We start from the raw sequence: 22922 nt of genomic DNA, 5'->3' as shown, positions 1-22922 counted from the left end.
GGATTTAAAGAGATTATCTTTTATTTTCAGTTCAATTTTGCTCTGATTTGATAAAGTTTAATTTATGGTTCTGAATTGGAATAGTTCATTAATCTTGTCATAATAATTAAAAAATTATTATGTGTTAGAGTCTTCATTTAAAAGATTTCTATTGATTCGTGAATTATTTTTTAAATTTAGTATTTAATATTATTCTTTTTAAGTCTAAACTAAAAATAAAAAGTTTAATTGCTGGTTAATAGCTTTTTGTTAATTAATAGTAGTTATCATAGTCCTCTAAGGAGATATGAAAATGTTAAAAAATATTCGAAATATGGCTATTAGCAAACAGCTCCTAATTTCATTAATCTTCGCTACATTAATGTTTTCGGCATTTGGCATGAATATGGATCATGCATATGCCAGCGATTTAAATGAAAGCGTTGATGAATTAGGAGTGGAATTAGATATTGGAGATAAGCTGGAAAATTCTCAAGACAATGAAATACTCGAAGAGACCTATTCGCTGAACGGAGGTGAATTTAGCGACATTCAAGAAATGATTGACAATGCCGCTTCGGGAGATGTTATAAAACTAAAAGGCACATTTGTTTCAACTTCATCAAATGATACAATTAAAATCAATAAGCCTTTGACAATCACTTCAAGTTCAACTGCAACTTTGGATGCAAAGAACTTGTCAAGTATTTTTAGACTTACATCAAGAGCGGCAGGTACGATAATTAGCAATTTGAAATTTAAAAATGGATATAATGAAATGGAAGGTGGAGCAATCAGGATTAATGCAAAATCAGTAACTGTGGAAAATTGCGTTTTTGAAGACAACTACGCAAAACTGTCTGCAGGAGCATTATTTACTTCCTATACTCCATTGGCGGTAGAAAATGTTGTAGTTAGAAATTGTAATTTCACCAATAACGGTGCCGGTGCAGCTGCTGGTGCATTGGGTGTGTTCGGTTACAATTTCCTGATTGAAAATTGTATTTTTGACTCAAATACTGTCAAACAATATCAAAATGCTTATGGTGGAGCAGTGCAAGTTGGATTGGACACTGATATTTCATATGGTGTTTTGAGAAACTGTAAATTTATAAATAACAGAGCTACATCAATTAACGGTACTTCTCATGGAGGTGCAGGTTGCGTTAGGAATGGAACACATTATTACAATTGTATTTTCATCAACAACACCGCAGATCATGGTGGGGCCTTGACTTACCATTCCTCTGGAAGTCTGGAAAACTGTGAATTTTACAACAACTCCGCTAATAAGTATGGTGGAGCAGTATCCATTTCATTGGAGCATGAAACAATGGATTTGAATATCAGCGATTGTATTTTCAATGGAAATGAAGCTCCATTGGGTGGTGCTGTAAGGTTAAGCGGCATGAACATTAAAATTGAAGATTCAAATTTCACAGACAATTTCGCTTCAGAATATGGTGGTGCAGTAAATATAGATGCATTTGATGTTAATGTTGAGAATTCTAACTTTAACAATAATGTTGCAAATATTGATGGCGGTGCTGTATTTATCAATGGAAAAAATACTCTTATCAAACATTCTTCATTTATAGGTAATGATGCAATGCCTGATGCGGATAAACTTGATGACGGTTTGGGAGGAGCAATATATGTAAACAGTACTCAGGCAGTAATCGAAAACAATGTATTCAGATTCAATACCGCAAGAAACGGCAGTGCTGTTTATTATGATAAATCTGGTGAAAAATTGAAATTGACAGACAATATAATGCAGGAAAATCAGGCATGGGTATATCTGTTGCCTGTTTCAGCTCATGACATTTATTATGGCGAATCCGAACAGATAAAATCTATTATTTATGGAGGAAACAATATTGCAAGATACAACGACTTGAGTGTTTCTAATGCAGTATACAACGCTGCTTCAAATCAGAATATCAATATTAATGGAGAAACTCCGGTTTCCGGAGCAACAATGAATGGACACTTATATCAGGATGACCGTGAATATAATATGGATATCTTATTAACTGTAACTCATGAAGATGGAAGTGTTGTATATAACAAAACTTTGAAATCATCTTATTTGGGTGAGGTGTCTGATGTGTTAAATGATTTAAAACCGGGCAAGTATTACGTTAAATCAACACACTTTGAAGATACCTATTATAAGGCAATAGTTAATACAACCTCTTTTAGAGTTATCCCATTAGTTGACAATAAGATTTTAAAAAGTGCAAGTGATGCTGAGGAATTCAATTATGATGATTATGTCTTATGGACATTGGAGATTACCAATAACGGTCCAAATAATGCTACTGATGTCGTAGTAAGAGACCTATTGCCTCAAGGTCTTGAATATGTAAATGACACTAGTGGTGGCAAATATAATCGTGCAACCGGCGTATTGACAATCGGCAATTTGGCTGTAGGTAAAACAATCACTGTAAAAATTCTCACTAAAATCAAAAAAACAGGTGAGATAAACAACAAGGCAAATGTAACTGCAAAAGAGCACGATACCAATCTGACCAATAATAAGGATGACACAACCATTGTGGTTAATCCCGCTTGTGATTTGGAAGTTAAAAAGTCAGTAAACAACTCAAATCCAAATTATGGGGATTTGGTTGATTGGACAATAGTTGTTAAAAACAATGGACCTGATAAAGCGACTAGTATTAAAGTAGCGGATATCCTTCCGGATTCTTTGATTTATAATGGATCTTCCAGTAATTATAATCTTAATTCCGGGAGCTGGAGTATTGGAACTTTGAATGTAGGAAGTTCAGCTACATTCCATATCATCACTAAAGTCAATGCTACTGGCTTAATTGAAAACAACGTTTCAGTTTCAGCAAAAGAGCATGATAGGGACATGTCCAATAATTTCGATAAGGAAGACATTAATGTAAAACCTGCATGCGATTTGGCCATTGTTAAAAGAGCAAATGTTTCCTCTGCCAATTTCGGAGATTTGGTCAAATGGACATTAACAGTCACTAACAACGGTCCAGATAATGCTACCGGCGTTAATGTGGTTGATACATTACCTAAAGGATTTGTCTATGTGAAATCAATTTTGCAGAGAGGAAGCTACTCTAACGGCAAAATCACTATAGGCAATTTTGCTGTCGGCGAAAGATTGACTTTCGACATTATCACTAGAGTCAATGCCACAGGCACATTTACAAATGTAGCTAATGTCACAGGCAGGGAATATGATTATGATTTGTCTAACAATAAGGACACAAAATCCATTTTAATTCATCCTGCAGCAGATTTGCAAGTGACAAAAGTTGTAAATGATACAAAACCGAAATATGGAAAATTAATCACTTGGACAATAACCGTTAAAAACAATGGTCCAAATAAAGCAACAAACGTTAAAGTCACAGATTTGCTTCCTAAATCCGTAATCTGGCAAAACGATGATGGCAGAGGCAAATATGATCATGAGTCTGGTCAGTGGAACATCGGTGAATTGGCTAAAGGAGCTTCAGCCAGTTTAAATATTGTTTGTAAAGTTAACAAAACCGGCTTAACTATCAACAACGTCAATGTCACCGGCAAGGAATATGATTACGACTTGACTAACAATATTGATAATGAAACAATAAACGTGGCTCCTGCTGCGGATTTGGTTGTTAAAAAAGTCGTTAACAACACTAAACCAAACTATTTGGATTTAGTTAAATGGACAGTCACTATCTCAAATAATGGTCCTGATAATGACCATGCTGTTCATGTTGATGAGATTTTACCGAATGGGTTAATTCTAATCAACCACACTGCAAGTAAAGGCACTTATGACAATGGGGTATGGACAATGTCTGGTTTAAATAAAGGTGAAGTTCAGAATTTGATATTGATTTGCAAAGTCAATAAAACTGGCAAAATCATTAATCTGGTTGAGATTCACGGTGATGAATATGATCCGAACCTGTCAAATAATGATAATAATGCATCAATCAATGTCCCTCCATCTGTAGACTTGGAATTAATCAAAGAGATTAATAATACAAATCCTCATTATGATGAGAAGATTATGTGGACAATCATTATCAAAAACAATGGTCCGGATAATGCTACCGGTGTAGTGGTTGATGATGTCTTATCCTCAAGATTAGAATTTGTAGGCTATGAATCTAGCAGAGGAACATTTTCTGCAAATAAATGGAATGTTGGAAGATTAGATGTAGGTTGTGTTGAATATCTTAATATAACTTGCATCGCAAAGGCATTAGGTGAAATATCCAATTATGCAGAAGTCAATTCTAATGAGTATGACTGGAATGAAGCCAACAATTATGATGTTGCAACTGCTGATGTTTATCCTGTTGCTGATTTGGCAATTGAAAAGTTAGTTGATGACTCCAATCCAAATTACGGGGACATAATTGTATGGACTTTGATTGTAACCAATAACGGGCCAAATGATGCCTCCGATGTTGTCGTATTCGATACCTTGCCTGATGGTTTGGATTTCGTCGAATCAAGCAGCGAGGATTATGATGATGGAATTTGGAATATTGGTTACTTGAATGTTGGAGACAGCAAAAGATTGGAAATAACTTGCAGAGTTTCACAAACCGGTAGCTTTACCAATAATGCAAGTGTTTTTGGAACTGAAAAAGATTTAAATCTATCAAATAATTATGCAAATGAATCCATTGATGTTGCTCCGGCAAGTGACATATCAATTACAAAGATTGCTAGCAAATATTACTATTTGATAGGTGAAACTGTAAGATATGCAATTGAAGTTGTAAATAATGGTCCCGATAGGGCTGACAATATTGAAGTAAAAGAAATCATGGATGATTCATTAAGCTTAAAATCATTCAGAGCAAGTGCCGGTGATTTTAACAAGCTTACAAAAACATGGGACATAGATTCACTTGAATATGGCGAATCAGCTTCACTTTTAATCGAAGCTATTGCTACTGAAGAGGGTGTTGCAGATAATGAGGTTAGTGCATCTAGCGATAACTATGATCCTGACTTGTCTAATAATGATGATTTTGCTTCTGTTAAAGTTAGTAAAAATTTCCTAAAAGATTCCAAAACTCCTAAAACCTCTAAAGACCTTGTTGATAATGATGTTCCGAAAAAAGTTGCAGATAAATTCCTTGAAAAGAACGTTTCAGGTAATTCTTTCTTTGTATTGCTTCTTTCATTAATATTTTCAATGATCTTTTTAGGGGGAAACAAATCAAAAAGAAGATAATTTAAAGTAGCATTTTTGCTACTTATTTTTCATTTTTTAAAACGGTTTTTCAAAATTTCATAAGTATTAAAATTATTGATTTTACGATTGATTATTTTTCATGTTGCACTTATTAGTGGCCGAATACTGCTTCGTTTTTTCAATTTAAACAAAACCTTTATATAGAAGTAATGATAAATGTATGTTTAGATATTGATTAAATGATATTTTTTTTTAAAAAATTGTAGAGTGAATCAATATACTTAAACAAACGCTAAGAGGTGTGATTATGTCTGAAGAAGAAATGATTGATGCAAATTCCGATGATTTCGTCGATGAAGAAGATGAAAAATTACCTTTCGCTAAAGCTGAAGTTGTACGTTTAATGAAAGAAAATCTTGATGATGACAAGATGATTAGGGAAAGAGTAAAAGTAGAAATGAACAAGTTTTTAGGTGACGTATTAAAGAATGTATGTAAACAATTAAACGATTATCCATACACTACTATTGAATACGAAATGCTTAAAGAATCCACTTACCCATACACTAACATCGAAAGAATCAATCAAGAAAAAGAAAGAATTTTATTACATTTAGAAGCTATAAAAGCAGATTGTAATGCATTAGCTATGGATGTACAAAAAACTTTAAAATTAAAAGACGTAGTTGAAGAAGATTCATTTGCTAGTTTTTCAGCATCTATTGAAGACGAAGATGAAGAAGAATAATCTTCTTCTTTTTTTATTATTCGATATGGCTGAAACCTGTTTTTAGATTATTCAATTCCTCTTCTGGAATTTCTAATATTTCCGCTTTTTCGCTTACTATTTTACTTTGTCCAAACGGATCAAGAATAATTAATGTAGCGGTTCCATTTCCTTTTTTTAACTCCTGAATTTTTGTAAGGGTGTTTTTTGCATTAATCTGTGATTGATTATCATCAAATAATTTCATTGCCTTTTCAACAGCTTCTTCAAAACGAGTAAGGATTCCTTCAACATTTGTCACATATCCTTCTGATTTTGGACCGGGTTCTACTTTAACGCCAATTTCAGGTATTTCAACGGTAGCGGATTGGGATCTTACTACCCTAACCGAAAGATTATTTTTATTAATTTCAATTACATATTTAGCAGGATCATTTTGCTCTAATGCTATGATGTCCGAATGTTTAAAACCGCATTCGGGACATTGAATAGTGGTTTCTAGAACTTTTCCAAAATGAGGTATTTCAAGTTCTTTCATTATTGATTTGGCTTTGCCTTCAACAGAACATGCAGGGCATTTGATAACCATTTCATTTAATTTTTCGTCATTCATTTAAAACATATCCTCTTTCATCTAATTCTTTTATAATTTTTTCTAGTTTTTCTTGATTTGAAGCACAAATAGTTGTTTTCCTATATTCTGATAGGTTGTATAATTCTGATAGGTATTCTTTTTTATCTTCATTCTCATTAATAGTTTTAATAAATTTATTTGCAGACTCCGAGTCTGAAACACCAATATTCCTAGTTAAAGGTTCTTTAAAGCCTTTAAGGTTATATGTAATTTTTTCAAGGGATCCATTATTTTCATTGATAATTATATCAATAACGTCTTCTAAATCGTCAATTGAATTTATCAAGTTCACAGTTGTGCAGAATTTGTTAATGATGGATAGGATTTTATCCAATGTTTTATCTATTGTTTCAGCATTTATCACATGCACATCATGGGCTTCAGCTTGATTTAGTAGATGGTCATGTATGATTCTATTTTCTTTAAAGAAATCTAGCTGTTTTCCACCCCTATGTATCTGAACTGCCCTTTTAACAAATCTTTCTTTATGGGATTCCTCATCGGAACTCAATATGAAGAAGTAAATATTTGCATATTCTTCAAATTGTTCTGTATTTATTAGTCCAGGAACTAAATGAACTCCTTCTATAATGATGTCATCATAATCGGTAATAGCTCTTTGAATAACTTTTTCTAAAGCAGGAATTACATATGAAGCATGTTCATCAAATCCAGCAGACACCAAATCTTCATAATTTTCGTATCGGGTTTTATTTCTTAGATTTTTATAGGCGTCATATGATGAACTGTGAAGTGCTGGTGCATATTCCTTTCCAATAATTCCTCTAACAACTGCTCTTATAAAATCGCTTTCTATTAAATGTTTGATATTTAATTTTTTAGCCAATTCCGCTGCAATTGTTGATTTACCAATTCCCGATGCACTCCCAATTAATATAACATAAGGTTTTTTCATTAATTTCACCTAATTCCCTACTATTAATTAATTTCTATATCCTTAATTAATTAAATATTTTTCATTAAAACATTTACATTTATTAATATGAAAAATTATATTTAATAGTATAATGTTTTTTTTAAAAGAATTTAAAAAATCTTAAGATAATAAAATTACATGGTTGTTATAAATTATAAGTTATAGGGGTGAAATTTTTGTATTCAGTAAAATCAGTAAAAGAAATTCAGGACTTGAATCCGTTCATTGTTGTCGGTTGTGGAGGTGGAGGAGAAAAATTCTCCAATCTTGACGGTATCGAAGCTGTTGGATTCATTGATGATGATGTTAAAAAACAAGGAAAACAATTCTGCGGTAAAGTAGTATCTGAAAGCTTGGAAAAATGTTTAAAAGTGGCTCCTGATGCCAAATCATTAGTAATAATGTTGCCGATTGGTGCAGAGGGCACAGCATTGAAATATGCGGTTCAAGCTATTGATGCAGGATTGAACGTTATCACTTCATTTAGGTCATTATCAGTTGCTGAAAATTTATCCTTAAAGAAATTTGCTGATTCAAAAAATGTCGTTATTAAAGAAATTGGCCCTAGATTAGATGTTGTAGAAAAAATAGCTGGTGTGGCTCCTGAAAAATCATGCGAAGTTTTACCAAAAATTTCATATAAGCCAAAAGCTCCAGTAATCTTTGTCGGAGGAACTTCTCAAGAGTGTGGTAAAAGAACTACTACTAAAATGCTTGGTTTGGCAAGTTCCGAAAGAGGCATGACCCCTGCAATTATTTCAACTGATGAAATGGGATTAGAAGAACCTACTGATTTTAACTTTAGAGCAGGAAGTTTATCCGCTATGGATGTTCCTGCAGCAGTATTGTCTGCAATCAAATACATTGAAGAAACCAAACAACCAGATATTATTTTCATTGAAGGTCAATCCAGCTTAACTGAAAAAGGAAATCCTCACCCTAGAGGATTGTCAGCAGCAATTTTAATCGGCGCTTCTCCTGATGCAGTAATTGTTGGACACAGGCCTAATCACCCTTACAGAGAACCTAGAGGTATTGAAGAAGAAATCAAAGCTATTGAAGCTGTGGAACCTACAAAAGTTGTTGGATTATCAGTTAACCTTAAGAATGCTTCATTGGATATCTGTCCTGAATACTTTGAATCTACTTATAATTTACCTGCTGAAGACGTTTATAACAATGGGGCATCAAAATTGTTGGATGCCATTCTTGATTATCTAGAGGAGTAATTAAAATGAGTTTCACTGATACTTTGAAAAGAAGTTTGGGCTTTGAAGAAACAGAATCTGGCGGCAATAACGGAAGTGAAGGTTTCAACTTGAATGATTTTATCAATAATTTCAAAAAACCTCAACAAGAAAATCAGCAACAGGCTAACTCCCAGCAACAAAATAAACCAAATCCTAAAACAGCACCCAATCCTACTGTCCAACCGGATCCGGTTTGGGATGATGATGATTTTGTGATTATTCCGGAACAGTCATTTTATGAGATAATTCTTATTAGGCCTAAATCAATCGATGATGTCAATTATGTAGTTGATCAGGTTGTTGGAGAAAGAAATCCGGTCATATTGGATTTATCCTTCTTGCAAAAAGAAAGCCCTGCAAACTATAAGTTGGCGGGAGATAAAATTAAGAAGATGAAAGCAAAACATGGAGTTCAAGCATTATTACTTGCTCGCTCTGATGAAAAATGTTTAATTATTGTCTCTCCTAAGAAAGTTAAAGTTATTAATAAAGGCTAAGTAGATTAATTTCTACTTTTTACTATTTTTTTAAGAATTTTAAGTATTTTACTGATACATAGAGTACTATAAGTATTGCTATTGCTGTTTCTATTGTCAATATTCCATTTAGAAGGATATTTGGACTAACTGTTTTTAAAATGCCTTTTGTTGCAAGAGCGCTTATAACAAATGGAAACGTGAATGCCGCAAAGCTTGGATAGAAATCCAAGTTCCTATATTCTATGAATTTATAAAATGCGAAGATGTAGAAAATGCATGCAATCAGATAAAGGCCAATTAAAAATTCGATTGAAATGCTTGGTGAGGAATTCAGATAGCCTACAATCAATATGCTTATCAATGCGGTAAAAATGCATATCAACGGTTTGTTCATGTCAGGAATTTCACTGCATGTAACATATCTATAAATTACAAGAGGTAATGTTATTGTCATTGCAATGAATCCAATAATGAAGAATATAAAACCGATTTCCTGGACTTCATGTGCCTGGGAGGTGATGGCTGCCATAGTGATTCCAACAAAGACTATCCAGTAGCTCGGATAAACTGTCGAAATATCAAATTCAGATATAATGAAATGATAGGTAAAGTAGATTATTAGCATTATATGCAATGCTATTCCGATTATCCATATGGCATATGCAATACTTGGCATAAATTGCAGAAGATATGTAGATAAAAGCATTAAACTCATGGAAAAAGTACCGGAACTGCTTACAATAACCGGATTTTTAAAGTCATTTTTAATGTCCTGGGGGCAGACAATGACTTTTAGAACTATTAAAATAAGTATCAATACTCCAAATGTTCCAAGTAGGTACCTTAAATATGGATGAATATCCTGCAGGAGATTTCCTAAGGAAAGTAATGCTAACATCAATCCTGCAATTGGAATTGGAGTATTTTTAATAATATTCATTCAAATCAAAATCCGTAAGTTATGATATACCCATTTTCATCAGCAATTACGAAATATCCATCATCATAATTGATTCTATGCCTTCCATCTCCCAAATCTTCACGGGAAACTTCATGTTCATTCGGATTCCAGCCATCTGCAGTTACTTCACTTTCATGGCGTGGTGTGTATCCCTTGTAATCTTCATCGTTTGTAGGTCTGTTATCTTCGATGGGATTTCCTGGAGAAGAAGTGGATGTTGCAACTTCATTAATTTGGATATTTTCGGTAATGCTTGCAGATTTATAATTTTTATTACCATCAAATGTTATATTGGCAATATAATTTCCTCCAGAAAGGTCATTTAGGGCTAAATATCCTTTTCCTTGAGAATCTGTAGTAATTGTATAGGTATTTCCTGAATCGAATTTAATAAGGATTTTTTCATTTGAAATAGGATTGTTTTTTAAATCTGATAATTGAACTATGAGGGTATCTCCCTTATTCAAATTATCGTCGCTTAAAACTTCTATTTTGACATCCTGCTTGTTAAAATCATCTATTAAAAACATTCCGATTCCTATGGATAAAATTAATATGATGACTATTAATAGGATGATTATTATATGATTATTTTCCATATTGATGTTCCTTTTAATTAAATTTTATAAAAATCTTGAGCGTTTTTTCGGGCTACCTTTTCAATTTGGCTATCTTTATATCCTAATCTTTTTAGTTCTCTAATTGTTTTGGGAACTGAAAGGGGATCAGATGGATTATTGCTCATGTCACTATCTAACAGGAAATTGTCAAATCCGTATTTGTCCAAAATAGATATGGCACCTTCAATAGTTAATTTCTGTGGCTGAACAGTTAATCCAATCATATAGCCTTTATCAATTACTTCATCAATAGTATCATGATTAATATGATCAATTACTGCCTGATTTTCATTTAAATGTTGTGGAACTATGTCTAAAATTTCTTTCAATACTTCTGCTTTGTTTTTTCTAGGAGTATGTATGATTACTTTGGAATTTGTTTCATCAGCAATGTCCAACTGTTTTTTGAATATGGCAAATTCATTCTCCGTTAAATCTTCAAGACCAATTTCTCCAATGGCTACAATCTGTCTGTTTTCAATCCATTGGTAGAGGTTTTCATAGATTAATTCGGGATTAATTTCAGTATTTGTGGGATGGATTCCCAATGCAACCTTCAAATCAATTCCACGGTCCTGTGCTCTTTTAGTGTCTAATTCCAAAAGTCTATTCAAATGGTTTAAGAGAATCAGGTCGTTGTCAAGTTTGTATGGATAAAAGCTGCAGGTTATTGCAGTATCTATTCCTGCAAGGTACATGTCTCTAAATTCTTCGCCACTTCTCGCATCAGCATGTATGTGTGTATCAATCATAGTTTCACTTTTAATTTTTTAGTTAATATTAGTATATTTCTTTTAATTTAAAATAATATCTGAATTTATTTTTATTTTTTATATTTTTTGGAAGTGTTATTTTGCACATTTGTTCACTTCAAGAGGTTATATATTCCATAGTAATAAAAATTATAGAATAAGTAATACTACATTGGTGATTAATGTGGAAGAGAATAGAAAAAATTTAAGAAACTATGATTCAGTTTCAGAAGAAATAAAGTATCTGACTAACTCATTGGTCAGATTAAAGATATTGGCTTGCATCTATTTTAAGCCACAAAATATGAAAGCCTTAAATGAGCAAACAGGATTAAGTTATAGTTCAATTTCCAGTAACATGCATGATTTGGAACTTAAAGGCCATGTGTATAGGGAATCTAATAAATATTTCTTATCTAATGCAGGTAAATTAAAAATAGAGAATCTTTTAGAATTCAAAGAAGTGATAACATTATTAAATGAATTCTTTAATATATTGGACCAACATTTAATAGAAATGATTCCAAATCAGTCCATTGCCGAGTTGTACTTACTTGGCAAAGCGAATCTGTTGGAAGCTGATGATGTTGATGTGTATAGGATGTATAATTATATTGAAAGTTCATTAAGCAGTGCTAATGAGGTTAAATGTATTCTGCCATTTTATTATGAGGCTTTCAATAAAAAGTTAAATGCATTGGTTGAAATAGGAAGAAATGTTGAAGCTATGATTCCTTATAGTTTATTAACAACATTTGAAGAAAAGTCTAAGATTAAAGATTTATCAACTTTTAGGGGAAAGCATAATTTCCTGTTGATTTGCACTGATGATGTGATGATTTTAGGGTTGTTTAAGGAAAACGGTTATTTTGATCAAAATAGGCTGTTGACATCAAAAAATCCCGATTCAATCAGATGGGCTGAAAACCTGTTTGAAAATTTCAAAAAATTGAATAAATGAGTTAAAACTCATTTATAATATTTTTCCAGATAGTCAGTTAATTCATCTATTGGAATTCTTTCCTGTGCTTCAGTGTCTCTGTCTCTTACAGTTACTTGATTATCTTCTAAAGTTTCAAAATCAACTGTTATTGCGAGAGGAACACCAATTTCATCTGCTCTAGCATATCTTTTTCCAATAGTTCCGCTTGCATCATATTCAACAGTAAATCCTGCCATTCTGAGATTTTCTGTAAGATCCTGTGCAATTTCACGAGGTCCTTCTTTATTTACAAGAGGGAAAATACCAAGCTGGACTGGTGCTACAGACTTGTCAAATTTGAAGTAGTCTTTTTCTTCTGTTTCAGTAAATGAATGTAATAAAACAGAATATGTAATACGGTCAATACCAAATGAAGGTTCAATTACATGAGGGACTACTTTTTCACCAGTTATTTCTTCTTCAATGTCTTCAAATAAAAGCAATTCTTCAGTTACTTCGTAAGTTTTATCTAATTCAACTGTAAATTTGCCGTCTTTTTCTATTGCAGCTTTTATTTCATCAACATCAGCATCCTCAATAGCCTGTTTTACTTTAGGAGAATCCCCTTTAAATATAGGTCCAAATTTGGATAAGTTTGGTTTAACAATTGTTTTTTGAACTGTTTTAGGTTCATCATATTCCATAAATACGTTCAAATCCTCATTGCTGTATTCGGAGTGAGAGGTCAAGTCGTAATCTCCTCTGTCAGCTATTCCTATGATTTCTACCCAACCATATTTATCGGTTTTAACTTCAACATCCCAGCAGTCAAGTGCATAGTGAGCCATTTCGCCTGCCAAATGTTGTCTAAATCTCAAAACATCTTCAGGAATACCGATTTCTGTTAAAAATTTACGGGCCAAATATAATTGGTAGATTAGCATTTCATTGGCTACAATTCCCTTGTCAAGCGCTTCGCGTGCAGTAATTTCTAAGGGTTCCAGGTTATTTTCCTGAACTTTCTGTGAATTTAATCGTAATACAACATTTTCGATTTGCGCAAATTTCGGATGGGTCTTGTCTTTAGGATTTAAAAAGATTTCAGCTTCTGCTTGTGTGAATTCTCTAAGTCTTATAACTCCTTGTCTTGGTGAAATTTCATTTCTGTATGCTTTTCCAAGTTGAACAGCACCAAATGGAAGTTTTCCTCTGAAAAATCTTTCCAAACGTTTGAATAGAATGAAGATTCCTTGTGCGGTTTCAGGTCTCATATAACCTACTTTATCCCCTTTGGCACCGATGGAAGTTTTAAACATTAGATTATAGTTCCAGATGTTTGATAGTTTTCCTCCACATTCCGGACAGGTAATGTTGTTGTCAATGACAATCTGGTCGAGTTCTTCGTTTTCCAGGCTTTCCACATCTTCTCCAATAACATCCTCAATAATATGGTCTGCCCTAAAGACTTCTCCACAGTTTTCACATTTACACATTGGGTCTGTGAAGTTGTCAACGTGTCCTGATGCTTTAAGGACTTCTTCAGGCATTACGGTAGGACCTTCAATTTCATAAAATCCTTCACCTGAAACGTATTGCTTTCTCCATTTTTGCATAATGTTGTTTTTTAGACTTGCTCCAAGAGGACCATAATCAGTAAAACCGGATACTCCAGAATAGATTTCAAATGATGGCCATAAAAATCCTCTTTTAGCACTAATATTGCTCATTTTATCGTGATTCATAAATATTAACTCCAATCATTTTTTTAATTCATAATCTAATTTAACTCTACTACTTTCAGGGCGAGTTTGACCCATATATTTACTATTCCTATCAGGATGTCCGTAAGGAATCTCAGAAGGGGTTGTCATAGTTTCAAATACTATTTGACATACTCTTTGACCAGGATATAATGCTACTGGCATTGCACCGATATTTGATATTTCTAAAGTAATCTTTCCTTCAAATCCAGGGTCAATGAAACCGGCTGTAACGTGCATGGTTACGCCTAGTCTTCCCATACTGGAACGACCTTCTACTCTTGCAACTAAATCATCTGGCAGTTTAACGTACTCTAATGTAGTTGCTAGAGCAAATTCATTAGGGTGTATGATAAATGCGTCACCTTCTTCAACAATGCTTGATTCCATGTAAGATGCAACGTCTTCTTCATCTTTCGGATCAATATATGGTTTTCTAATTACTTTAAATACTTTAAATTCATCTCCTAATCTCAAATCAACAGAAGATGGTTGTATCTGTTTTTCATCTTGAAGGGGATTAATACCAATTTTCCCCTCTTTTAAATATTCTTTTATAGTTTTATCGCTTAAAATCGCCATTTTTTCACACAAGTAAGTTTATAAATATTATAATTCTTTGATTTCAATTAAATCTTCCATACGATTGACTACATCGTCAATAGTTTTTTCAGCGTAGTCAATTGTAATTGCATCAAATTTACAGGCATTAACGCAAAGACCGCAGCCTTTACATTTATCAGCATCAATAGTAATCTTATCATTTTCAAGTTTGATAACATTAAACATGCAAACTTCATCTAAACATTTTTTGCATAATCTGCAGTTCTCTTCATGAACTTTCACTTCAACCCCTTCGAGTTTTTCCAATTTGCCGCTTATATCCTCATCCAAATTAGGATAAACTTTCCACAAGCAACAGCATGGACAGCAATGACAAATTGTCAATAGTCCTTTTCCAGGCCTTATATTCATCCAAACGGTATCGATTTTATTTCTCCCAATGATGTGGCTCAAACCGGCTTCATCAGCCTTATCAACCTGGGCCAGTGCTTCTTCAACTGTAGCTATTTTTCCGATATGGGAAGGGATTTTTCTAGCAGTTGGACCTAAAAAAATACATCCAAGATCCTGAGGATAATCCTTACAGTTATTTGATGTTCTGCAAAGACAGGAATTCATGATAACGATATCCTCGCTACGTTTAATTACTTCTTTAATAATAACAGTTGGTAAAAACTCAGAACCTTCAGATTCGATTTTTTTATTAATGTTGATTGTATTTGGAACAACAATTATTTCATCATCTTCAAAAAAGAGCTTATCAACTATTTTTTTATAAACTTCGGATTTTTTTGTAATCTCCGCTATCCAAAATCTCCAATTGAAAATATATTTTAAAGTAAATATACTTAAATCAACAAATCTCGGTCTTCTCATTGTTCACCAATCTTATTTTTTAATCGTCTTAATATACCTTTAAAGGTATGTGCTTCTCTACTAGTTATAAATGCTCTGGAAATAATGTTATTGAAAGTTTTAAGTCCGTTCCTTTTTTTGTGTTCAGGAATATCCAAGCTTCCAATTAACTCTTTCATGTCTTTTAACAAATATTCTTTTTCTAGCTCTGTGCTTTCATCAAGCCCTTGAACACCAAAGTCATGTTTGTTTTTAAACAATTCATAGAATATTATTGCAGCAGCATGGGATATGTTCATGATTGGATAAGTTGGATCTGTTGGAATCGAAACGCAAATATCGCAATCTTCAACTTCTTTATTTGTCAACCCATTGCCTTCTCTTCCAAATAAAATAGCAATTTTATTTGAAACGTTCATTGATTTACCAAGCTCTTCCGGCCTAAGGGGAATTCTTGATAAATTATAGCTTCCTCCGGCCATTCCAGTTGAAGCGACTTTAAAATCAATTCTTTGGGATTGATAAAAGTCATCAAGCGTAGGATATATTTTTGCATTTTCAACAATGTACTTTCCATGTGTGGCCTGATAATATGCTTCGTTTGTCAATTTTGGAGGATTAATCAATACTAAATTTTTCAATCCAAAGTTTGCCATGGTCCTTGCAAGAAAACCGATATTTCCGGGAGTTTCACATTCCACGAAAACGATGCATATGTTTTCTTTGAACAAACTCACTTCTTTTTCTTCCTGTTCTCTGACAAGTTTGGCTCTGGCTCGACCTCTAGATTGTTTAGTTGATTTTGCTTTTTTTGTAGAAGTTGATTTTTTCTCGGAAGTGCTCTCTTCTTTTTCTTTAGGTGTGCTCATAGTGGTTTCAACTACCTTTTCTTCTACAGCAACATCACCGTCTATTTTAATCAACTCCTAATGTAATTATTCATAAGCTTTATCTAATAACTCTAAAATGTGCATTGATTTGATATCGTTACAACCAATTGCATCCAATCCGTCTTGCAGGTTTCTTTTACAGAATGGACAGATTGTAATGACTGCTTCAGCTCCGGTATCTTTAATCATTTCAGCTTTTGATTTTGCCAAATCCATTGCGATTTCCGGTTTTCCGGATTTGATTCCTCCACCGGCACCACAGCATTGGCAAGGATACAGCATTTCTTTAAGGGTAACGCCAGGGATTTTTTCAATCAAATCTCTTGGCTGGTCTTTAATGCCTTGGCCTCTACCTAAATGGCATGGGTCGTGATAGGTTACTATCATATCAACTTCTTTCATTTTGCTTGTATCGAGTTTATCCACTAAAAACTCGCTTATGTCCATGACATTTAATTTTGAACCAAATTCAGGATGATTATTTTTTAAGGTAGCTCCACAGCCTGAACAGATTGTAACAACAGTATCATAATCTTTGAAAACTTCCTTATTTTTATCTACAAGCTCTTGTACAATATCGGTTTGACCAGTTCTTAAAAGTGGGGAACCGCAACATACTTGGCCTTCCGGTACATCGATGTCAATTCCATTTTCTTTTAGAATTTTAACTAATGTATGGCCAAGTTCAGGGAACTTATAATCCACCATACAGCCTGTAAAGAAGGCTACTTTGGAACCAGTATAGTTTTCAGCCTCTTCAACAAAAGGGGTCTTGTCTGTTTTGACTGATCTTCCGGTTTCTAAAATATTTTCTTTAAACGCCACATGTTCCGGAAGAGGGCCTGAACCGTTTGCAACTGCAATGGCTCTCATTTTTTCTATTGCATCACCAAATGTATTGATGTTTTTAGGACAAACAGCCAGACATTTGCCGCAGCTGGTACAGTTATACAATCCTTCATCTAAAGCTTCTTTAAGTCTATCAAATTTGTCTCTTGGGTCAGTTTCAAATTTATCGATGTATCTCATTAGGTAAGGTCCGCCAAACTCTTCTGTTGCAATATTTACAACCGGACAGGTTGAAAGACAGGAATAACATTCAATACAGCTTCTAACTTTTTTGGTATCTAATGTATCTTTTTTAGGAATGCTTGTATTGAGCTCCTCGCATTTATGGTCGCATTGTAAAGATAACTCCAAATCTTTGACTTTAGCTTCAATACTTGACTTATCAACAATTAAATCTTTAATTACTGGGAAATTAAGGGGTTCAATAATAGCTCCGTCTTTTATTTCTTTTTGACATGCAAGAGCTCCATTTCCTTTAAACAAAATGCCGCAAGAACCGCATTGACCTGCCCTGCAGGAGCTTCTAAAGCTAATATCTGCATCGTATTTCTCATTAATAGCTTGAAGTGCGTCAAGAACTTTCATATGGGGTGTTTGTTCAATTTCATAACACTCCAAATGAGGTTCTGTATCGGTTTCACTATTAAATCTTGAAACATAAACTTTAATCATTTTTATCCCTCTATTTTTAAAAACTTGTAAATTATAATAATATATATTTATAGTTTAATGTACTATATAATATATTGTTATTATTGATATTTTTGAGGAAAAAATAATGAATTTAAAAGAATTAGTCACAGGAGAATCTGGTGAAAAACAATTTTTGCTAGGCAATGAAGCTGCCGTAAGAGGAGTTATAGAAGCAGGAGTTTCTATTGCAGCTACATATCCAGGAACTCCTTCATCTGAAATAGGTAATGTATTATCAGTATTGGCTAAAGAGGCTAATATTTACTTTGAATTTTCTACTAATGAAAAGGTCGCAATGGAGGTTGCAGCTACTGCTGCCGCATCAGGACTTAGGTCATTTACATTCATGAAGCATGTGGGTATGAATGTAGCCAGCGATTCATTCATGACCACTGCATATTCAGGCGTTAATGGTGGAATGGTTATTTTATCAGCTGATGACCCATCTTTGTTTTCATCTCAAAATGAACAAGACACTCGTAATTATGCAAGAATAGCTAATGTGCCTGTATTGGAGCCTTCCAATTGCCAAGAAGTTAAAGATATGGTGAAATATGCATTTGATTTATCTGAACAATTTGGTTTGCCTGTAATTGTCAGGACAACTACTCGTGTATCTCACATGAGGGGAGTTGTTGAATTTGCTGATGTTAAGGATAACTCATCAAATAATGATAATCACTGGAAAAGAGGTCACTTTGAAAAGGACCCATCAAAATATGTTCCAGTTCCGGCATTTGCAGGGGACATGCATGTAAGGCTTTGGGATAAAATCAAAAGGATTGAAGAATTAACCAATAAAAGCGATTTGAACAAGGAAATCAACTTTACTGATGATAAAAAATATGGTTTAATTGCTTCAAGCAGTGCCTACAATTATGCTCATGATATTGTAAAATTCAATGATTTGGACATTAACATCTTAAAATTAGGATTTTCATATCCCTTCCCACAGGATAAGGTGTCTGAATTTTTAAAAGATTTGGATGAGGTATTTATTGTTGAGGAAGTAGACCCAATAATTGAAAGAGATACTTTGGCTTGTATCGGAGCCAATAAGCTTAATGTTAATGTTCATGGTAAATTGGATGGAACATTCCCGCTTTATCATGAATTCAACTCAGATGTTGTAGCTGAAGGATTAAATAAGGTATTGAACTTTAAAGATGCTGAAGAAGTCAAATTCTCTTCAAGTTTGGAACAATTAAGTGACGATATTCCATCACGCGCTCCTGTTTTATGTGCAGGATGTCCTCACAGGGCAATGTATTATGGTATCAATAAGGCTATTGAAGAGTTGGGATTGAAAACATCCGATGTAATATTCGCATCTGATATTGGATGCTACACACTAGGTATCAATCCACCTTACAATTGCGCCGACTACTTGTTGTCAATGGGTTCCAGTGTAGGGGACGGTTGCGGATTTTCAGTTTCAACAGACCAAAAGGTAGCTAGTTTCATTGGTGATTCCACATTTTTCCACAGCGGAATTTCACCATTGATTAATGCAGTTCACAATAAGCATAATTTTGTTTTGACAGTTCTGGACAACAGAATAACTGCAATGACCGGAGGCCAACCGAATCCGGGAATTCCTATTGATGGAATGGGAGATGAAGCTCCTGAGGTTTCCATTCGCAAATTAGCCGTTGCCTGTGGCTGTGATTATGTACGGGTAATCAATCCATTCAATTTAGACCAAGTCATAAAAACTTATAAAGAGGCATTTGAAAGAGATGATACTGCAGTAATTGTATCAAAAGCTCCTTGTACACTAATTAAAGGTTTAACCAAAAAACCACCGGTTAACTTTGTTGAAGGTAACTGTAATAAATGTGATAAATGTGTAAGTGAATTGGCTTGTCCGGCTATTTCAAAAATCGATGGAAAGATTACTGTTGATACTGCACAATGTGACGGATGTAATGTATGTATACAGGTTTGTAAATATGGCGCTTTAGAGGCAGGCAGGTGAAAAAATGGATAATCATTATTGTATTTATATTTGTGGTGTTGGAGGTCAAGGAATCATTAAAACTTCAACAATCATTGGGGAAGCCGCTATGAATCAGGGATTGGATGTTGTAATGAGTGAAATTCACGGAATGTCTCAAAGGGGTGGATCCGTTTCTACCGAATTGAAGATTGGAGGATTTAATTCTTCAATTATTCCAAATCAGGGTGCAGACATGTTGCTTTCATTTGAACCGATAGAAACAATCAGAGGACTTGATAAAGTAAATAAGGATACCAAAATTGTTTACAATACTCATCCTATAATTCCATCTTCAACTAATAAAGCATATCCGAGTGTGGACAGCATAACTAAAACTTTAAAAGAGAATTTCAAACATGTGCTTCCGATTGATGCAACCGAATTGGCACTTGATGCAGGAAGCATTTTAGCTTTAAATATGGTATTATTGGGTGCTGTAACTGCTGATGATAATTTTCCACTTTCAAAAGAATCAGTAATTGATGCCATGAAGAATAATCTAAAACCTAAGTTTCATGACATGAATTTGAAAGCTATTGAAAATGGATATAATTCAATCAAAGGTTAAGTTTTAAATAGTATTTAAACTAAACATTTAAGTAGAGATAAAAAGTGTGGTATTATGGCTTACAAAATTGACAATGCTATTATAAAAAAGGACAGGAATGGGAAAATAACATTAATTGATCCTGAAAATGTTTTTCGTGATGAAGATGCTTTTATCGCTGTAAAAAGTGATGATTTGATTACAATCCAGCTTTTAATTAATGGTATCATGAAAAATGATTTCCAAAGTTGGAGAGAATTAGGTTCCATTCCGGATACTGAACCACTCAAAAGCCTATTCGTACGTTTAGGTTATTCAAGAGAAGATATAGCTAACATGTTAAAAGAATTCTAGCTATTTTTTCTTTACTCTTTTTTTTTAAAAATATGGTAGAAAAGAGGTTAATCTTTTCTATAATTCTTTAATGTCTTCAGTTTCTAAGATTTTAACGTTGCTTTCCTTTAAAGCTTCAATGGCTTTGTCCATATTTTCTAATCTCATAACTACAATAGCTTCATCAGTTTTGCTACTTACAAATGCATATAAGTATTCTAAATTAATACCTTTTTCATCAAAGACAGCTAATGTAGAGTTTAATCCATTAGGTTCATCTGGAACAGCTAAGATAATTACTTCATTTTCTTTTACGATAAATCCATCTTTTTCAAGAGCCTCTATTGCTTTTTCATTGTCGGATACGATTAATCTTAAAATTCCATATTTGCTGGTGTCAGCTATTGAAAGGGCTCGAATGTTAATGTTTGACCTGCCTAATGTATCAATAGCCTTTTTAATTCTGCCTTCTTTGTTTTCTACGAAAATTGAAATTTGTTTCACTGCCATTTTATCACCTAGTCAAAGTTCCTTTCATCAATTACACGAACAGCTTTACCTTCACTTCTTGGAAGGGATTCAGGTTCACAGATAGTAACATCTACTCTTAATCCGGTTTCAGATCTAATTGCTGCTTGGATTTGTTTTTCTACTCTTTCCATTTCTTTCATTTCATCGAAGAATAACTCTTTGGATGCTTCTACCTTAACTTCCACTTCATCCAAGATATCTGGTCTTGTTACATGAATCATGTAGTTAGGGCTAGCGCCGCTGACTTTAAGCAACGCCTTTTCGATTTGTGATGGGAATACCATAACACCTTTGATTTTCAGCATGTCATCGCTTCTACCGGTGATTCTTGTCATTCTAACTGTGGTTCTTCCGCATTCACATTTATCGCCAATAAGGGAGGTTAAGTCTTTTGTTCTAAATCTTAAAATAGGCATTCCTGTTTTGGTTAGTGATGTTAAAACTAGTTCTCCTTTTTCACCATAATCTAAGGTTTCGCCGGTTTCGGAATCAATGATTTCGGGGTAGAAATGATCGTCTTGTATATGCATTCCGTTTTGTTCATCACATTCTTGAGCAACACCAGGACCCATCACTTCTGTTAATCCATAAATATTATGTGTTTTTATTCCAAGAGATGATTCTATTCTTTTTCTCATCTCATCAGTCCACATTTCAGCCCCATGTATTCCAATTTTTAAATTGATGTCGTCTAATGAGATTCCAGCCTTTTCTCTTGATTCTCCAAGATACATTGCATAGGATGGAGTGCATGTTAGGATATCACTTTGGAAATCAACCATAGTATCAAGTTGCCTTTGGGTGTTACCTGCTGAAATTGGTATTGTGATTGCGCCCATCCTGTTTCCTCCATGGTGAATACCGAATCCTCCGGTAAATAATCCATATCCGTAAGCGTTTTGGATAATGTATTCTTTTTCAGCGCCCGCCATTTTAAGTCCACGAGCAATGCATTCGCCCCAAATGTCCAAATCGTTTTGAGTATATGCGGTTACTGTTGGTTTTCCGGTTGTTCCTGAAGAGGCGTGGACTTCTACAATCTCTTCACGTGGAACTGCAAGTAAACCTAATGGGTATGCTTGTCTTAAATCGCTTTTTGTTGTAAATGGAATTTTTTCAATGTCTTTCAATGTTTTGATGTCTTCTGGCTTTAAACCTATCTCATCAAATCTTTTTTTATAGAATTCAACATTTTCATACGCTAGCTTTACGGTTTTTTGTAGCCTTTCAAGTTGAATCTTTTCCTTTTCCTCTTTGTTCATACATTCTGCTTTCTCATCCCAAAACATAGTATCCCTATTTTTTTGATTTTTTGTAAGTATGTTTAGATATTTAATTTAATCTATATAAAAGTTTATAGTTCTGTACAACATATTTTTATTTGGACATATAATTTTTTTAAACAAAAATTAAACTAATTATAATGTACAAAATTGTACCTTA

General features: G+C 33.7%; 20 protein-coding genes. 8 read left to right on the top strand and 12 right to left on the bottom strand.

Annotated features, from left to right (window positions below; genetic code table 11):
• The first annotated feature begins 292 nt into the window (after window positions 1-292).
• Window positions 293-5215 carry a hypothetical protein gene (locus ACKI3D_RS04025; RefSeq protein ID WP_407392471.1) on the top strand — a complete coding sequence of 1641 codons (4923 nt, stop codon included), beginning with the start codon at window positions 293-295 and terminating at the stop codon, window positions 5213-5215.
• Window positions 5216-5483: 268 nt separating this feature from the next.
• Complete coding sequence (locus ACKI3D_RS04020) at window positions 5484-5924, top strand: hypothetical protein (RefSeq protein WP_407392470.1); 441 nt, start codon at window positions 5484-5486, stop codon at window positions 5922-5924.
• A 16-nt stretch (window positions 5925-5940) separates the two neighbouring features.
• Here the strand turns inward: ACKI3D_RS04020 and ACKI3D_RS04015 are convergent, their stop codons facing one another.
• Entirely contained in the window at window positions 5941-6516 is a 576-nt protein-coding gene (locus tag ACKI3D_RS04015) for a ZPR1 zinc finger domain-containing protein (protein ID WP_407392469.1), read from the bottom strand.
• A complete protein-coding gene (locus ACKI3D_RS04010; protein ID WP_407392468.1) occupies window positions 6509-7453 on the bottom strand; it encodes a 3H domain-containing protein in 945 nt (314 codons plus the stop codon). Before ACKI3D_RS04010 ends, ACKI3D_RS04015 begins: the two co-directional genes overlap by 8 nt.
• Before the next feature lie 197 nt (window positions 7454-7650).
• Between ACKI3D_RS04010 and ACKI3D_RS04005 the strand changes: the two genes are divergently transcribed.
• Complete coding sequence (locus ACKI3D_RS04005) at window positions 7651-8703, top strand: DUF1611 domain-containing protein (protein ID WP_407392467.1); 1053 nt, start codon at window positions 7651-7653, stop codon at window positions 8701-8703.
• Between the two features lie 5 nt (window positions 8704-8708).
• Complete coding sequence (locus tag ACKI3D_RS04000) at window positions 8709-9221, top strand: cell division protein SepF (protein ID WP_407392466.1); 513 nt, start codon at window positions 8709-8711, stop codon at window positions 9219-9221.
• 22 nt (window positions 9222-9243) lie between these two features.
• Here ACKI3D_RS04000 and ACKI3D_RS03995 read toward each other — a convergent pair whose 3' ends face one another.
• From ACKI3D_RS03995 to ACKI3D_RS03985, 3 genes are all read right to left on the bottom strand, one after another.
• Window positions 9244-10143: a TDT family transporter gene (locus ACKI3D_RS03995; protein WP_407392465.1), complete on the bottom strand. Its 900-nt coding sequence runs from the start codon at window positions 10141-10143 to the stop codon at window positions 9244-9246.
• Window positions 10144-10148: 5 nt separating this feature from the next.
• Complete coding sequence (locus ACKI3D_RS03990) at window positions 10149-10694, bottom strand: hypothetical protein (RefSeq protein WP_407392464.1); 546 nt, start codon at window positions 10692-10694, stop codon at window positions 10149-10151.
• A gap of 86 nt (window positions 10695-10780) precedes the next feature.
• The gene (locus tag ACKI3D_RS03985; RefSeq protein WP_407392463.1) at window positions 10781-11536 is read right to left on the bottom strand and encodes a TatD family hydrolase; all 756 of its coding nucleotides are present in this window, start codon (window positions 11534-11536) and stop codon (window positions 10781-10783) included.
• A gap of 184 nt (window positions 11537-11720) precedes the next feature.
• Here ACKI3D_RS03985 and ACKI3D_RS03980 point away from each other — a divergent pair, with 184 nt between their 5' ends.
• A complete protein-coding gene (locus ACKI3D_RS03980) occupies window positions 11721-12497 on the top strand; it encodes a helix-turn-helix transcriptional regulator (RefSeq protein ID WP_407392462.1) in 777 nt (258 codons plus the stop codon).
• An 8-nt stretch (window positions 12498-12505) separates the two neighbouring features.
• Here the strand turns inward: ACKI3D_RS03980 and glyS are convergent, their stop codons facing one another.
• From glyS to tfrB, 5 genes are read right to left on the bottom strand one after another with little or no spacing between them, the layout of a single operon-like run.
• Window positions 12506-14200 (bottom strand): glycine--tRNA ligase, encoded by a 1695-nt coding sequence (glyS, locus tag ACKI3D_RS03975; RefSeq protein WP_407392461.1) that lies wholly within the window; start codon window positions 14198-14200, stop codon window positions 12506-12508.
• Window positions 14201-14215: 15 nt separating this feature from the next.
• A complete protein-coding gene (gene dcd / locus ACKI3D_RS03970; RefSeq protein ID WP_407392460.1) occupies window positions 14216-14800 on the bottom strand; it encodes a dCTP deaminase in 585 nt (194 codons plus the stop codon).
• Window positions 14801-14827: 27 nt separating this feature from the next.
• Window positions 14828-15658, bottom strand: a complete 831-nt coding sequence (locus ACKI3D_RS03965; RefSeq protein ID WP_407392459.1) for a DUF362 domain-containing protein — start codon at window positions 15656-15658, stop codon at window positions 14828-14830.
• Window positions 15655-16560 (bottom strand): TrmJ/YjtD family RNA methyltransferase, encoded by a 906-nt coding sequence (locus tag ACKI3D_RS03960; protein WP_407392458.1) that lies wholly within the window; start codon window positions 16558-16560, stop codon window positions 15655-15657. Before ACKI3D_RS03960 ends, ACKI3D_RS03965 begins: the two co-directional genes overlap by 4 nt.
• Window positions 16561-16572: 12 nt before the next feature.
• Complete coding sequence (gene tfrB / locus ACKI3D_RS03955; RefSeq protein WP_407392457.1) at window positions 16573-18048, bottom strand: fumarate reductase (CoM/CoB) subunit TfrB; 1476 nt, start codon at window positions 18046-18048, stop codon at window positions 16573-16575.
• A gap of 106 nt (window positions 18049-18154) precedes the next feature.
• On the opposite strand from tfrB, the gene iorA reads away from it, so the two are divergent.
• Genes iorA through ACKI3D_RS03940 form a run of 3 tightly spaced genes read left to right on the top strand, consistent with a single transcriptional unit; the run spans window position 18155 to window position 20969 of the window.
• Complete coding sequence (iorA, locus tag ACKI3D_RS03950) at window positions 18155-20047, top strand: indolepyruvate ferredoxin oxidoreductase subunit alpha (RefSeq protein ID WP_407392456.1); 1893 nt, start codon at window positions 18155-18157, stop codon at window positions 20045-20047.
• A gap of 4 nt (window positions 20048-20051) precedes the next feature.
• The gene (locus ACKI3D_RS03945; protein ID WP_407392455.1) at window positions 20052-20636 is read left to right on the top strand and encodes an indolepyruvate oxidoreductase subunit beta; all 585 of its coding nucleotides are present in this window, start codon (window positions 20052-20054) and stop codon (window positions 20634-20636) included.
• A gap of 54 nt (window positions 20637-20690) precedes the next feature.
• On the top strand, window positions 20691-20969 hold the full coding sequence (locus ACKI3D_RS03940) for a hypothetical protein (RefSeq protein WP_407392454.1): 279 nt from the start codon (window positions 20691-20693) through the stop codon (window positions 20967-20969).
• Between the two features lie 57 nt (window positions 20970-21026).
• On the opposite strand, the gene ACKI3D_RS03935 is transcribed toward ACKI3D_RS03940, so the two are convergent.
• Together ACKI3D_RS03935 and ACKI3D_RS03930 are read right to left on the bottom strand one after the other, a co-directional pair.
• Entirely contained in the window at window positions 21027-21458 is a 432-nt protein-coding gene (locus ACKI3D_RS03935) for an amino acid-binding protein (protein ID WP_407392453.1), read from the bottom strand.
• Window positions 21459-21466: 8 nt separating this feature from the next.
• Window positions 21467-22768, bottom strand: coding sequence for a phenylacetate--CoA ligase family protein (locus ACKI3D_RS03930; RefSeq protein WP_407392452.1), 1302 nt, complete (start codon window positions 22766-22768; stop codon window positions 21467-21469).
• Between the last annotated feature and the right edge of the window lie 154 nt (window positions 22769-22922).

It is taken from the genome of Methanobrevibacter sp. (assembly GCF_045586545.1).
GTDB lineage: Archaea > Methanobacteriota > Methanobacteria > Methanobacteriales > Methanobacteriaceae > Methanocatella.
The sequence above is the reverse complement of the archived record's forward strand: the minus strand, read 5'-3'. Positions and strand labels throughout refer to the sequence as shown.